Source organism: Ruegeria sp. HKCCA4633 (genome assembly GCF_013034605.1).
Lineage (GTDB): Bacteria > Pseudomonadota > Alphaproteobacteria > Rhodobacterales > Rhodobacteraceae > Ruegeria.
On sequence record NZ_WQGJ01000001.1, the window covers coordinates 818672 to 833193 of the forward strand.

General features: G+C 58.4%; 11 protein-coding genes. 7 read left to right on the forward strand and 4 right to left on the reverse strand.

Annotated elements, in window-relative coordinates; genetic code table 11:
• Positions 1 to 17 precede the first annotated feature (17 nt).
• Complete coding sequence (kynU, locus tag GOV85_RS04080; protein WP_171175235.1) at positions 18 to 1211, forward strand: kynureninase; 1194 nt, start codon at positions 18 to 20, stop codon at positions 1209 to 1211.
• Here the strand turns inward: kynU and GOV85_RS04085 are convergent.
• Complete coding sequence (locus GOV85_RS04085; protein ID WP_254442951.1) at positions 1204 to 1773, reverse strand: TetR/AcrR family transcriptional regulator; 570 nt, start codon at positions 1771 to 1773, stop codon at positions 1204 to 1206. The genes kynU and GOV85_RS04085 overlap by 8 nt on opposite strands.
• A 108-nt stretch (positions 1774 to 1881) precedes the next feature.
• Between GOV85_RS04085 and GOV85_RS04090 the strand changes: the two genes are divergently transcribed.
• Both GOV85_RS04090 and GOV85_RS04095 read left to right on the forward strand, forming a co-directional pair.
• The gene (locus GOV85_RS04090) at positions 1882 to 2346 is read left to right on the forward strand and encodes a (2Fe-2S)-binding protein (protein ID WP_171175239.1); all 465 of its coding nucleotides are present in this window, start codon (positions 1882 to 1884) and stop codon (positions 2344 to 2346) included.
• Positions 2347 to 2349: 3 nt separating this feature from the next.
• Positions 2350 to 4590 (forward strand): xanthine dehydrogenase family protein molybdopterin-binding subunit, encoded by a 2241-nt coding sequence (locus GOV85_RS04095; protein WP_171175241.1) that lies wholly within the window; start codon positions 2350 to 2352, stop codon positions 4588 to 4590.
• A gap of 45 nt (positions 4591 to 4635) precedes the next feature.
• On the opposite strand, the gene GOV85_RS04100 is transcribed toward GOV85_RS04095, so the two are convergent.
• From GOV85_RS04100 to GOV85_RS04110, 3 genes are all read right to left on the reverse strand, one after another.
• Complete coding sequence (locus tag GOV85_RS04100; protein WP_171175243.1) at positions 4636 to 5409, reverse strand: gamma-glutamyl-gamma-aminobutyrate hydrolase family protein; 774 nt, start codon at positions 5407 to 5409, stop codon at positions 4636 to 4638.
• 219 nt (positions 5410 to 5628) lie between these two features.
• A complete protein-coding gene (locus GOV85_RS04105; RefSeq protein ID WP_171175245.1) occupies positions 5629 to 6054 on the reverse strand; it encodes a heme-binding protein in 426 nt (141 codons plus the stop codon).
• A gap of 79 nt (positions 6055 to 6133) precedes the next feature.
• Positions 6134 to 8269 carry a malate synthase G gene (locus tag GOV85_RS04110; protein WP_171175247.1) on the reverse strand — a complete coding sequence of 712 codons (2136 nt, stop codon included), beginning with the start codon at positions 8267 to 8269 and terminating at the stop codon, positions 6134 to 6136.
• Between the two features lie 209 nt (positions 8270 to 8478).
• Here GOV85_RS04110 and pepN point away from each other — a divergent pair, with 209 nt between their 5' ends.
• The 4 genes from pepN (at position 8479) to gatB (ending at position 14438) form a co-directional block, all read left to right on the forward strand.
• Positions 8479 to 11031, forward strand: a complete 2553-nt coding sequence (gene pepN / locus GOV85_RS04115; protein WP_171175250.1) for an aminopeptidase N — start codon at positions 8479 to 8481, stop codon at positions 11029 to 11031.
• Positions 11028 to 11456 (forward strand): hypothetical protein, encoded by a 429-nt coding sequence (locus tag GOV85_RS04120; protein ID WP_171175252.1) that lies wholly within the window; start codon positions 11028 to 11030, stop codon positions 11454 to 11456. The genes pepN and GOV85_RS04120 overlap by 4 nt, the downstream gene beginning before the upstream one ends.
• Positions 11457 to 11585: 129 nt before the next feature.
• Positions 11586 to 12845 carry a hypothetical protein gene (locus GOV85_RS04125; protein ID WP_171175254.1) on the forward strand — a complete coding sequence of 420 codons (1260 nt, stop codon included), beginning with the start codon at positions 11586 to 11588 and terminating at the stop codon, positions 12843 to 12845.
• Between the two features lie 81 nt (positions 12846 to 12926).
• Positions 12927 to 14438 carry an Asp-tRNA(Asn)/Glu-tRNA(Gln) amidotransferase subunit GatB gene (gene gatB / locus GOV85_RS04130; protein WP_171175256.1) on the forward strand — a complete coding sequence of 504 codons (1512 nt, stop codon included), beginning with the start codon at positions 12927 to 12929 and terminating at the stop codon, positions 14436 to 14438.
• Positions 14439 to 14522 lie beyond the last annotated feature (84 nt).

Sequence of the window (14522 nt, forward strand, 5' to 3'; positions counted from 1 at the left end):
ACAAAAAACGAGCTTTCATGACCGATTTCGCAGCAACCAAAGCCATGTTCGACCTGCCCGAGGGTGTGATCTATCTGGATGGCAACTCTCTGGGCCCCCTGCCTAAATCAGCGACCTCGCGTGTGCAGGATATGCTGACAGATGAATGGGGTCAGATGTTGATCACCGGGTGGAACAAGGCGGGCTGGATGGGGCTGCCCACTGGGCTGGGCGATCGCATCGGCCGCTTGATCGGTGCCGAACAAGGCAGCGTCGTCACAGGCGACACCCTGTCGATCAAGGTGTATCAGGCTGTGGCTGCCGCGCTTGAACTCAATCCGTCCCGAAAGGTTGTGCTGTCAGATAACGGCAACTTCCCGTCAGACCTGTACATGGCGGATGGCCTGCTACGCTCGCTGGGCGAAGACTATGAGCTGCGCATTGTAGACCCAGAGGATGTGGCAGAAGCAATCACAGAAGAGGTCGCGGTTTTGATGCTGACCGAAGTCGATTACCGCTCGGGCCGGATGCATGACATGAAAGCGCTGACCGAACTTGCACATGCAAACGGCGTGATAACGGTCTGGGATCTTGCGCATTCCGCCGGTGCAATTCCCGTTGATCTGGAAGGTTGCAATGCCGACTTTGCTGTAGGCTGCACATATAAATACCTCAACGGCGGCCCTGGCGCACCGGCCTTTATCTATGTCGCACCTCGACTGGCTGAAACGGTGCGTCCGGCCCTGTCTGGTTGGCTGGGGCACGAAGCCCCCTTTGCGTTTGATCTGGATTATCGCCCCGGCAGCGGGATCGAACGGATGCGCGTGGGCACGCCACCCGTGATCCAAATGACGGCTTTAGCCGCGGCCATGGACATCTGGGACATGGCCGAAATGGCAGATGTCCGAGCAAAGTCCATTGAATTGACTGAGCTCTTCATAACCCGCGTCGAAGCCGCCTGCCCCGAACTGCAACTGGCCAGCCCAAGAACGCCAGAGGTGCGTGGCAGCCAGGTCTCATTCCGCTTCACAGAAGGCTACGCTGCGATGCAGGCCCTGATCGCACGGGGTGTAATTGGCGATTTCCGTGCGCCAGATATCATGCGCTTTGGTTTTACGCCGCTTTACATCGACGAGGCCGACGTAATCCGAGCAACCGAGATTATGGCCGATGTGATGCAGAACAAGTTGTGGGACGCGCCGGAATACAAGATCCGCCAGCGCGTTACCTGACCTCAAGCCCAGCACCGAAAAGGGCGGCAACCTGCGCCACCTGCTGTTCATAGACTTCGGCCCCGGCGCCGATCAGCTTTAGCCCCTTGAGCGTGGTGGTGATCGTCCGACCGGTCTCTGCCGCGTCCGTCTGAAGGCGAACCCGTCCCTCCTGCTCCTGTTGCGTCAGCCAAACCGCATAAAGCCCTGCCAGTTTAGCCTCACCCGCAGCGATGATTTCAGAAGACAGGGATTTGGTGTTGTCCAGCATCTCGAGCCCGTGTGGAGAGGCCAGGATTTTAGCCATCCCGTCCGTCTGCGCCTGCACCGCACGCGTCAAAACCTCGGGCACCGACCCTTGCGTCGCCAGTGCTTCGGCGACCGCAACGCTTTTTTCGGCGTAGTACAATTCGGTCAGCTTGCTGACGATCGCCTCTTTGTTCTTGTAGTGCAGATAGACCGCTGGCCGCGACATCCCCGCCCCACGCGCAATATCGTCCATCGAAGTCTTTCGATACCCGTAGGTGGAAAAGGCTTGAAACGCCGAGTTCAGGATCGCCTTTTGCCGTGAATCGTCATTCATGTCTTTCATAACCGAAGCACTGACATTTTTTGTTTAAATTGTCAATTGACAGCATGACACTTTTCGCTAAATATGTCAGAAACCAGCCACAGCAAGAAGAGGTGCGCCATGGCGACGGCCCTTAAGATCAATGGAAAGCAACATCAGGTAGACCTGCCTGATGACGTCCCCCTGCTCTGGGTTCTGCGGGATGAGGTCGGATTGACCGGCACTAAATTCGGCTGCGGCGTTGCCGCCTGCGGAGCATGCACCGTTCATATCGACGGCGAGGCCGTGCGGTCCTGTCAGGTCGCGTTGTCGGATGTTTGGGGTGACGTGACCACAATTGAAGGCATCGGAGCACCAGACACCCTAGCCGCCATCCAGCAAGCTTGGGTCGATCATCAGGTTGCGCAATGCGGATATTGCCAGTCTGGACAGATCATGCAGGCCACTGCCTTGCTGGCAGAAAACCCGGCACCTACCGATGCAGACATCGATGAAGCAATGCAGGGCAACCTTTGCCGCTGTGGCACCTACCCCCGCATCCGGGCCGCAATCCACGACGCAGCGTCCAAGCTGAAGGAGGCATAAGCTATGGGTAAAGTTGTCAAAATCCTCCGTCGCACGTTCCTGATCGGTTCGGCTGCAATTGTTGGCGGTGTGGCCTTTGGCGCATATTACGTCACCCGCCCAGCCGCCAACCCGCTAAAACCCGGTGAAGGTCAGGCCGCGCTGAACCCGTTCGTATTGATCGATCAAAATGGCGTCACCCTGTTCGCCCCCCGCGCGGAAATGGGTCAGGGCGTGAAAACCACTTGGACCGCGCTGATTGCCGAGGAACTGGACGTCGACCTGGATCAGATCACCGTTCTGCATGGCCCGGCGGCAGCGGCCTATTACAACTCGGCCCTGGTGGGCGAAGGACTGCCCAACAAGGGTTATGACATCTCGAATTTCCAGCACAATTTGGGTGAAGCACTGGGCGTTTTGGGCAAGACGCTGAGCCTGCAGGTCACTGGTGGTTCGACCTCGATGAAAGACGGGTTCGAGCGGATGCGGCAAGCTGGTGCTTCGGCGCGCGAAACGCTGAAACGCGCAGCCGCAGATCGGTTAGGCGTTGATCCTTTAGAGCTGCAAACAGCCTCGGGCCACGTTATTGCGCCCAACGGCGACAAGATTGCCTATTCCGAGCTTGCCGAGGATGCAGCTGGATTGGAACCGGTCGAAGTGCCTTTGCGCGATCCGTCCGAGTGGCGCTATCTGGGCCGGACCCAACCGCGTCTGGACATGGTTGGCAAGGTGACCGGCACGGCCGAGTTCGGCGTTGATGTCCGCCTGCCGGGCATGAAATTCGCGGCCGTACGCATGAACCCCAAATTGGGCGGCGCGATGAATGGCTTTGATGACGGTGCCGCCCAATCCATGCCAGGGGTCGAGAAGATTGTCGATCTGGGTACAGGTGTGGCCGTGATCGCCAACAACACCTGGTTGGCAAACCAAGCGGTTGAGGCCATCGACGTTGACTGGGGCGACGCGCCCTATCCACCGGAAACCGACGGTATCTTTGCCAAGATAGCCGAGGCGTTTGACGACGCGCCGAATTCGACCATGCGCGACGACGGCGATGTCAGCGTGACGCCCGAGGGCGCGACGGAAATCACCGCTGAATACCAAGTGCCCTATCTGGCCCACGCCACGATGGAGCCGATGAATGCCACCGCACTGTATACCGGAAACGCTTTGGAGCTGTGGTGTGGCAATCAGGCCCCGACCCTGATTCAGTTCCGTGTCGCGAACACCGCCAATCTGGACACGGACGCGGTGCAGATTCACACCACCTATCTGGGGGGCGGATTTGGCCGCCGGGGCGAGTTGGATTTTGGCGAGATCGCCACCAAGGTTGCCATGGCCATGCCCGGCACGCCGGTTCAGACGACCTGGAGCCGCGAAGAAGACATGCGCCATGATTATTACCGCCCCGGCGCAATCGCTCGGATGCGTGGTGCAGTGCACGACGGCAAAGCCGTTATGATAGACGGCAAGGTTTCTTCGCAATCCCCGACCCAGCAGGCAGTCGAGCGCTACACCGGCTTCCCCGGTGGCGGCCCCGACAAGGTGCTGGTCGAAGGATTCTTCAACCAGCCCTATGCAGTGCCAAACTATCGCATGAGTGGTCATATCGCGGATCTGGCCGTCCCGGTGGGTTTTTGGCGCTCGGTCGGTAACAGCCACAATGGCTTTTTCCATGAGACATTCATGGATGAAATGGCCCATGCCGCAGGGCGCGACCCGCTGGAGTTTCGACTTGAGTTGATGAAGTCCGAACACGCCCCCTCTGCCGGGTGTCTTGAAGCGGTGAAAGAGATGTCGGGCTGGACCGGCAAAACGCCTGATGGCGTAGGCCGCGGCGTCGCCTTTACCTACAGCTTTGGCACACCCGTAGCACAAGTGATCGAGGTCGTCGACGAGGACGGCACCATCCGCATCAACAAGGCTTGGATCGCCTGCGACATGGGGCTTGCGCTGGATCCTGACAACGTCAAGGCGCAGATGTTCGGCGGCATGATCTATGGCCTGTCCGCCGCGTGCTATGGCGAAATCACCTTTGCAGATGGCGAAGCGGAACAGTTCAATTTCCCTGACTATGACGCCATTCGCATGCACACGGCCCCGCAGGTCGAGGTGCGCGTTCTCGAAACCAACCGCCACATGGGTGGCGCAGGAGAGCCCGGCACGCCCCCCTCGATGCCCGCGCTCGGAAATGCCCTGTTTGATCTGACCGGAGAACGCGCCCGCAGCCTGCCGCTGATCAATCAGTTCAACCTGCTGGTTTGATCAGAAAACGTCGGCTCGCCGCCCCCTCGGCGCGCCGGCGTAAAACTACGCGGTTTTCTGGAACACCTGCGCACCCTTGGACCAGGCTTGCACTGCTGCACCAAAAGCCTCGAACAGAGGGCGCGACACCGGGTCGTTTATGGCATCCCATTCGGGGTGCCACTGAACGGACAGCGTAAAGCCAGGCGCGTCCTTGATATAGATCGCCTCGGGCGTGCCGTCGGGCGCGTGACCGTCAATGACGACGCGCTCGCCAATGGTCTTGATGCCCTGCCCGTGTAGCGTGTTGGTCATGACCTCGACCGCACCAAACAGGTCATGGAACACGCCGCCCTCATCCAGTGTCACAACATGCCGCAGCGCAAATTTCTCTTCCAGCGTACCGTCGGGCGGCATTCGATGGTTCATGCGCCCCGGCAAATCCCGGATCTCGGGATAAAGCGTTCCACCCATCGCCACATTGACCTCTTGAAACCCGCGGCAGATGCCCAGAAACGGTTGTCCACGTTCCACACAGGCGCGAACCAGCGGCAGAGTGATGGCGTCGCGTGCCCGGTCGAACTCTCCATGCGCTTCGGTTTCAGGTTCGCCGTATTCTTCCGGATGCACATTAGGGCGACCGCCGGTCAGCAGAAAGCCGTCGCAGACCTCCAGCAACTCATCGACCGTCACATAGCGCGGATCCGCCGGGATCAGCAGCGGCAGACATCCTGACACATTGGCAACCGCGTCCGAGTTCATCGTCCCGCCGGCATGGGTCGGGTATTGGTCATTCATGAGGTACGAGTTGCCGATGATACCGACGACAGGACGAGACATTCCGCTTTCCTTGTTTTTTCAGCGCTTAACAGGGAAGCTAGCGGCAGCCTCTCAGACGTGCAAGAATACACGCCCTGCATGACAGCGCAGGGACGTGTTCAGGGGTGCACAATACAATCCCTCAAAAGATACTTTAGACAGAATTATTTCCCAATAATTTCCCTCAATCGGGAAATTATTCAAAAGTTTTGGCATTGGCAGGACAAACCAAGCGGAGACTTAAATCTCACCGACCAAACCGGCTGCCTCAATTCCGGCCATTGCGGCAATCGCATCATTGTCCGAAGTGTCACCTGTTACTCCGACAGCGCCGATCACAGCGCCTTTCCGGTCGCGCAGCAGAACACCACCTGGAACCGGCACGACCTGCCCGCCATAGACGCCATTCACTGCGGCCATGAAATAGGCCTGCGCCTCGGCGCGCTGCATCTGCGCAGTCCCGGCCATGCCCAACATGACCGAGCCATAGGCCTTGCCATGCGCAATCGCGAAACGACCCGGGGCGGCACCGTCTTCACGTTCGAAGGCGATGACATGACCACCCGCATCGAGAACCACGGCAGACAGAGGTTTCAACTCCATCTCGCGCCCCTTCTCAAGAGCCTTACGAATGATGGTGCGCGCTTTGCGCAAAGAAATAGCCATCTCTGATCCCTTTCATTTGGATAAAATCTTCTTTGGAAAACAAGGCGTAGATACTACCCCTTGCCCCGACCCAAACCGTTTACGCCTGGCTTGCCTTCAACTCCAGACGACGGGCGTGCAGAACCGGCTCAGTATAGCCCGAAGGCTGCACCCGCCCCTTGAACACCAGATCGCAGGCTGCCTGAAAGGCGATGCCGTCAAAGCTTGGTGCCATAGGCGTATAGCTGGGGTCGCTGTCGTTCTGACGATCCACAACAGCGGCCATTTTCTGCATCGCGGCCATTACCTGTGCTTCGTCCACGATGCCATGGTGCAGCCAATTGGCCAGCGCCTGAGACGAAATCCGGCAGGTTGCGCGGTCTTCCATGAGGCCGATGTCGTTGATGTCCGGCACCTTGGAGCAGCCCACGCCCTGATCGACCCAGCGCACCACATAGCCGAGAATGCCCTGAGCGTTGTTTTCGACCTCACGAGTGATTTCATCGTCGCCTAAATTCCGACCATCCAGCAGTGGAATGGTCAGCAGGTCATCCAGCGTACCGCGCGCACCTCCGGCAGCCAGTTCATCCTGGCGCGCAAGCACATCAACCTTGTGATAATGCGTCGCGTGCAGCGTCGCGGCGGTTGGCGACGGCACCCAGGCGCAGGTTGCGCCAGACATCGGGTGCCCGATCTTGGCGTCCAGCATGTCGCCCATGCGATCCGGCATTGCCCACATGCCCTTGCCAATCTGTGCCTTGCCTTTCAAGCCGCAGGCCAGACCGATGTCGACATTGCGGTCCTCGTAAGACGCAATCCAAGGCGTGTTCTTGATATCGCCTTTGGGCAGCATCGGACCGGCTTCCATCGAGGTATGAATCTCATCCCCGGTCCGGTCCAAAAACCCGGTGTTGATAAAAGCCACACGTGATTTAGCCGCCCGAATGCACTCCATCAGGTTGACTGATGTGCGCCGTTCCTCATCCATAATACCCAGTTTTACGGTATTGCGGGGCAAGCCAAGAATGTCTTCGACCATGTCGAAAATCTCGACCGAGAACGCAACTTCCTTGGGCCCGTGCATCTTGGGCTTTACGACGTAGACCGAACCTTCGACCGAGTTACCGCCTTCGCGCTTCAGATCGTGCATGGCGATCAAAGTGGTGCACAGTGCATCCATCAGCCCTTCACCGATCTCGCGCCCCTCTGCGTCCAGCACAGCCGGGTTGGTCATCAGGTGGCCTACATTGCGCACCAGCATCAGCGACCGTCCTTTCAGCGTAGCCTGACCGCCTGACGGTGTAGTGAAGCTCAGGTCGTCAGCCAGCTTGCGGGTGAACGTGGTGCCGCCTTTTGTCACCTCTTCGGTCAGGTCGCCTTTCATCAGACCCAGCCAATTGCCATAGGCCACCACCTTGTCGGCGGCATCGACACAGGCGACCGAGTCCTCGCAATCCATGATCGTCGACAACGCTGATTCAAGCCGGACGTCTGCGATTCCGGCGGGGTCGGTTGCACCAATGGTGCTTGAAGGGTCAACCATGATCTGAATGTGCAGACCATTGTTTATCAGCAGTACGAATTCCGGCGTGTCCGCCGCACCACCGAATCCGGCAAATTGCGTGGGGTTGGCCAGGGCCGGCACAATCCCTTTGTCCTTTACAGTCAGGCTGGACACATCCGCCCAAGACCCAGATGCCAACGGCACAACATCGTCCAGAAAGGCTTTGGCCCACGCGATCACACGCGCGCCACGCGCGGCGTCATAGCTACCTCCTGTCGGCAAATCACCCATAGCGTCGGTTCCATAAAGCGCGTCGTACAGACTGCCCCAACGGGCATTGGCAGCATTCAAGGCAAAACGGGCATTTGTGATCGGCACCACAAGCTGCGGTCCTGGGGTCAGGGCGATCTCGGGGTCGACATTTTCCGTTTCGATCTGGAAGCGATCCTTTTCTGGAACCAGATAACCGATCTCTTTCAGGAAAGCCTGATATTCGGCCGGGTCGATTTCCTGCCCCCTGCGGGCCATATGCCAGCCATCGACACGGCTTTGAATCTCGGACCGTTTCGCCAGAAGGTCGCGGTTCTTCGGCCCAAGCTCATTCACCATCCGTGCCAGACCTGCCCAGAACTGCTGAGGAGACACATCCGTACCTGGAAGCGCCTGCGTCTCTATAAACTCTGCCAATATCGGATCGATCTGCAGCCCGCTCAGAGTCTGTCTGCCAGTCATGTTACCGCTCTCCCACAATTGTGTGCCACTGTATGCTTTGATGCATTTAGGCGGAAAGTTTCCGATAGGCAACTTTTGACGCGCGGTTTGCAATGTTTGGTTTTCCCGGAGGCTGCTTCAAAATCACCAAGCGAATGAAGCGGGCCAGTTGCAGCCCCTGACCGAAGCCCCTAACGTCGCGCCAAACCCGTACGGATACGAGGCCCCAGATGCGCGACGCTGCACCCACAACAATTTACCTGAAAGACTACACGCCGTTTGGCTATCTGGTGAACAGCGTGCACCTGACTTTTGACCTTGCAGACCACGCCACCCGCGTCACATCCCGCATCGCTTTCCGCCCAAACCCCGATGCCACGGAGCGGACCTTCTTTCTGCACGGGGAAGACCTCGCGCTGATCAGCGCCTCGATCAACGGCGCTGAAGTCACGCCGGATGTGACAGACAAGGGCCTGACAGTCGACGTACCGGATGAACCCTTCATCTGGGAGGCCGAAGTCGAGATCGATCCCGGCAATAACACCGCGCTGGAAGGGCTTTACATGTCGAACGGCATGTACTGCACGCAATGCGAGGCAGAGGGGTTTCGCAAAATCACCTATTACCCCGACCGCCCGGACGTGATGTCCACCTTTACCGTGCGTATCAACGGCGACCTTCCGGTATTGTTGTCCAACGGCAACCCGTCGGGCAAGGGTGAAGGCTGGGCCGAATGGACCGACCCATGGCCCAAACCGGCCTATCTGTTTGCACTGGTCGCAGGAGACCTGATCGCCCACCCCGGCCAATTCACCACCAAGTCGGGCCGCGACGTGGAATTGAACCTGTGGGTTCGTCCCGGCGATGAAGGCAAATGCGCGTTTGGCATGGAAGCCTTGAAAAAATCGATGAAATGGGACGAAGACGTCTATGGCCGCGAATACGATCTAGACGTATTCAACATTGTCGCCGTGGACGATTTCAACATGGGCGCGATGGAAAACAAGGGTCTGAACATCTTTAACTCGTCGGCTGTTCTGGCCAGCCCCGAAACCTCGACCGATGCGAACTTCGAACGCATCGAAGCAATCATCGCGCATGAATATTTCCACAACTGGACCGGAAACCGCATCACCTGCCGCGACTGGTTTCAGCTGTGTCTGAAAGAAGGGCTGACAGTATTCCGCGATGCGCAGTTCACATCCGACATGCGCTCGGCGCCGGTGAAACGCATTCACGACGCCATAGACCTGCGCGCGCGCCAGTTCCCCGAAGACAACGGCCCCCTATCACACCCGGTTCGCCCCGAGAGCTTTCAGGAGATCAACAACTTCTACACCGCGACCGTCTATGAGAAAGGTGCCGAAGTAATCGGAATGCTGAAACGCTTGGTCGGGGATGACGCCTATGCCAAAGCGCTGGATCTGTATTTTGAGCGCCATGACGGCCAAGCCTGCACCATCGAGGACTGGATCAAGGTCTTTGAAGACACCACCGGCCGCGATCTGACTCAATTCCAGCGCTGGTACAGCCAATCGGGCACGCCACGCGTCACCGTTTCAGAAAACTGGGCGGACGGCATTTATACCCTGACGTTGAATCAGCGCACCGAGCCGACGCCGGGACAGAATGAAAAGCAGCCTCAGGTAATCCCGGTTGCCGTGGGCCTGTTAGGGGCCAACGGGGATGAGGTCCGCCAAACCGAAGTGTTGGAACTGACTGAAGCTGAGCAAAGCTTTCAATTCACCGGGCTCGCCGCAAAACCCACACCGTCGATCCTGCGTGATTTCTCAGCGCCGGTTATTCTTGAGCATGATGTCAGCAACGCCGAGCGCGCTTTTCTGCTGGCTCACGATACAGATCCGTTTAACCGCTGGCAGGCTGGGCGGTCTTTGGCGCAAGATACTTTGCTGCGAATGATCCTGGATGATGCCGCACCAGATGCCGATTACCTTGATGGGTTGCTGGCTGTGCTGCGCGACGTGGATTTGGATCCAGCGTACCGGGCCTTGATGCTGGGGCTACCGACGCAATCGGAACTGGCGGCAAGCCTTTTTGAACGCGGCCATACCCCCGATCCGATGATGATCTGGACGGCAATTGAGACGCTGCGGCAGGCAACAGCCCAGCATGTACAGGATCTGTTGCCCCGGCTACACAGCGAAGCCTTGGTGGATGGCCCCTATGCGCCGGACGCTGCGCAATCCGGCAAGCGCGCCCTTGGCAGCGCCGCGCTGGCGCTGACCACCCGACTGGATGGCGGAGCAATGGCGGCTGAGGCGTATGGCAATGCAGATAACATGACCCTGCAACTGACCGCCTTGTCCTGCCTGCTGCGCGCACGCAAAGGTGAGGCCGAATTGGCCGCGTTCTACAGACAGTGGCAGCATGACCGTCTTGTCATGGACAAGTGGTTTGGTTTGCAGGTGGCAATGGCCGGGCCCGAGGCAACACCCGGTGTGGCACAATCTCTGACGCAGCACGCTGACTTCAACTGGAAGAACCCCAATCGCTTCCGCGCAGTAGTGGGCGCACTGGCCATGAACCACGCCGGGTTCCATCAGCCTGACGGGGCAGGCTATGCCCTGCTGGCCGATTGGCTGATCCGACTGGATCCGGTGAACCCACAAACCACTGCACGGATGTGTTCTGCATTTCAAACGTGGAAACGGTATGACGCAGATCGACAGGAACTAATGCGCGCGCAGCTTTCTCGCGTTGCCGAAACCCCAAACCTGTCGCGTGACACCAGCGAAATGGTGTCGCGCATCCTTGGCGCATGACTGACTACTCTTTTGCCCGACAGAACCGGAGCACACGCACCTTGGTCATCCTGGCCAGCGTTTATGCAGGTTTGATGACTCTGGTCCTGTTGTTTGACGCAGCGTGGTGGATCGTGTGGCTGCTGGCACTGGCCACCCTGCCCGCAGTTTGGGATGTGGTTCAGAACACGCGCGCAGGCGTTCAGATCGACCAGACCGCCATTCGCTGGTTCACTGGCAAGCGCCAGGGTGAAATCATGCTGAACGACATTGATTTCTTTCGTTTTGACACCCGCTGGGACTTTTCCGTGCGCGTCTCGATCGTCTTGGAATCGGGCAAGCGAATCCGTTTACCGGACGAGTCGCTCCCGCCGCACCGAGAACTGGAACCCGTTCTGACACAGGCTGGTTTTCGCGTAGAGCGCCATCATTTCACTGTTTTCTGAAACACTGGCCCCTTGATCGCCGGATTGGACACTAAAGTCGAAAACTGTTAAGCATTTGACTTGATCTGAGCCCAATATCTCGCCAGATTTATAAGCAGTTCAGTGTTTTTACAGTTTTCGAGTTTTGCCATGTTTCGGTCGTTTAGGGCGTTGTTTGCCCAGAAATCAGCCTCATCTGCCCCAACCGCACCAGATTTGTGCGCAACGCAGTCTGCTTTGGCTGCTGCATTGCCGGATCAAGGGCAACTCAACATTCCTGTTGCGCGAACAGGTGATGAAAACCTGATCGGACATTCCACAATCGAGCACGGCCGTCACCTTGCCAGACAAGATCGTTGGGAAGATCTTTCCAAGGAGATGCGCGCGGCGGATCAGGATCGTGCTGCGGTGTCGGACGGAATGCCGATTGCCGACCTTCTGGCATTTGGGGCCAGATCGGATGTGGTGCTGGCTGCGGAACATGCGCTGACGGATGGAAAGGCCATTTCGGACTATGACCTGTTGGGAGGTATATCTGAGCTTGAAGGCGAAATGGCAGACTTTCCCAATGATCCGATGATCGCTACTGTCGTGGCCCTTGCCCATATCGATCTGGCCTGGGCGTGGCGCGGAACCGCCTCGGACGCGGCACTGCCGCCGTTGCACCGATCGCGCTGTGCGGCGCATTTCGACCGGGCCGCGTCGATCTTGCCCAAATGCCGGGCTGATGCCCCGGACAGCCCGCTGATTGCTGCGGCAAGCTGCGCGCTTTTGGCCGGTCAGCGCAGATCCAATGCGCGTGTGTCAGACGAATACGAGCGTCTGATCACGCTGGATCCGCGCAACCAACGGCACATGCGTGCCATGGGCAGCCATCTGTTGCCCCGTTGGTTCGGAAGCTACGATGAATTGGAATTGCAAGCGATGCGCACTGCGGCTCGGACCCAGGGCGTATGGGGTGCTGGCGGCTACACTTGGGTCCAATTCGACGCCATTGCATTGGATGAAGAAGCCTGTGCGCGTGTCGATACCGAGTATTTCCTGGACGGTTTGCGCGACATCGTGCGGCTGCGGCCCGACCAGCAAATGATCAATATGCTGTCGGCCTATTGTGCAATCACCATCCAGAACGGACGTGGAGTGAACGAACAAGCCGACCAGTTCCGCGCACAGATGCGCGAGACCGCCAACTGGTTGATCCGCGACCACTTGACCGAGTTGCATCCCATGATCTGGGCCCACGCGACCGCAGGGTTCAACAACTCTGTCCGCATCAACTCGCCCGAGCGGTTTGCCGCGCGGGGTCAGCGGGATGCATTGCGGGCAATCTCGGATCTGTTCCGGGACGAATTGCGTAGCGGTATGGATGTGACCTTCACACCAACGGGCCTACAGTTTTCCCAGAACTGAACGCGTCAGGATTCCCCCTTGCCCCTAGGCCCTGCCGGGCCTAATACGCAGGCTTAGACTTCTGCGGAAATGAGGCGCGCCATGCTCGATCTGACATACGAAATGCCCAAACCCAAGACCATTGCCGGGGCCAAGCACGACTGGGAACTGGTGATCGGGATGGAGGTGCACGCTCAGGTCTCGTCCAATGCCAAGCTGTTTTCTGGTGCGTCGACCCAATTCGGGGCCGAACCGAACTCGAACGTGGCCTTCGTCGACGCGGCGATGCCGGGAATGCTGCCTGTGATCAACGAATATTGCGTTGAACAGGCTGTGCGCACCGGGCTGGGCCTGAAGGCGGACATCAACTTGAAATCGGCGTTCGACCGCAAGAACTATTTCTACCCCGACCTACCACAGGGCTATCAGATTTCGCAGCTGTACCACCCCATCGTGGGCGAAGGCGAAGTGCTGGTTGAGATGGGTGACGGCACCGCGCGCATGGTTCGCATCGAACGCATCCACATGGAGCAGGACGCGGGCAAATCAATCCACGACATGGACCCGCATATGTCCTTTGTTGACCTGAACCGGACCGGCGTTTGCCTGATGGAGATTGTCAGCCGCCCCGATATTCGCGGGCCGGAAGAGGCCGCCGCCTATATCGCCAAACTGCGCCAGATCATGCGTTACTTGGGCACCTGCGATGGCAACATGCAGAACGGCAACCTGCGCGCCGACGTGAACGTATCGATCTGTTTGCCGGGTGCCTATGAGAAGTATCAGGAAACGCAGGATTTCTCGCATCTTGGCACGCGGTGTGAGATCAAGAACATGAACTCGATGCGCTTTATCCAGCAAGCGATCGAGGTCGAAGCCCGCCGCCAGATCGCCATCGTCGAAGGGGGCGGTGAGGTCGAACAGGAAACCCGCCTGTATGACCCGGACAAGGGCGAGACCCGCTCGATGCGGTCCAAGGAAGAGGCGCACGATTATCGTTACTTCCCCGACCCTGATCTGCTGCCGCTGGAAATCGAACAAGCGTGGGTCGACGACATCGCCGCGAAGCTGCCCGAACTGCCCGACGAGAAGAAGGCACGTTTTATCAGCGAATTCGGCCTGACCGACTATGACGCATCGGTTCTGACCGCCGAAGTGGAATCGGCTGCGTATTTCGAAGAGGTCGCCAAGGGCCGTAACGGGAAACTGGCTGCGAACTGGGTCATCAACGAACTGTTCGGCCGGTTGAAAAAAGAAGACCACGACATCACCGACTCGCCGGTTTCTCCGGCGCAGTTGGGTGGGATCATCGATCTGATTTCGTCGGATGCCATTTCGGGCAAGATCGCCAAGGACCTTTTCGAGATCGTCTATACCGAAGGCGGTGATCCGGCGCAGATCGTCGAAGACCGCGGCATGAAGCAGGTGACCGATACCGGCGCCATCGAAGCTGCTCTGGATGAAATCATTGCCGCCAACCCGGCGCAGGTTGAAAAGGCCAAAGTGAACCCGAAGCTGGCGGGCTGGTTTGTCGGTCAGGTCATGAAGGCGACCGGAGGCAAGGCGAACCCGAAGGCCGTGAACGAACTGGTCAGCAAAAAGCTTGGGTCGTAACCCGTTTTATGTGTACAGGTCTGCCAGCGGCAACGCGTGGATTTGTACACATCGTATTCTCACGAAATCTTAAGACTGGGGGGG